Annotated in this window: 1 protein-coding gene; it reads right to left on the reverse strand. The window is 71.9% G+C overall.

The genetic code is table 11. From position 1 onward, the window contains the following. On the reverse strand, window positions 1-377 hold a 377-nt coding region (locus tag UK23_RS48025; protein ID WP_045318562.1), incomplete at both ends, for a substrate-binding domain-containing protein.

The raw sequence follows: 377 nt of genomic DNA on the forward strand, positions 1-377 counted from the left end.
CCGGCTCCACGGCTGACGGATCGTCGTCAGCGGGGGATGGACGGCGGTCGCGGCGGGCGAGTCGTCGAAGCCGCCGACAGCGATGTCATCGGGCACGCGCAGACCGGCCCGCTCGATGGCCGCCAGCGCACCGTCGGCCATCAGGTCCGAGGCGACGAACACCGCGTCGATCTTCTTCTTCCCCGCGAGCAGCTGCTGCATGCACGCCTCACCGCTCGCCCTGCTGTAGTCACCGGTCGCCACGAGGCGTTCGTCGTAGGCGATGCCGTGCTCGGCGAGCATCTCCCGGTAGCCCTGCAGCCGTTCGAGCCCGCCGGGCATGTCCTGCGGGCCCGCGATGGTCGCCACCCGCCGGCGGCCGGACTCGATCAGGTACC

This window comes from Lentzea aerocolonigenes, assembly GCF_000955955.1.
GTDB lineage: Bacteria > Actinomycetota > Actinomycetes > Mycobacteriales > Pseudonocardiaceae > Lentzea > Lentzea aerocolonigenes_A.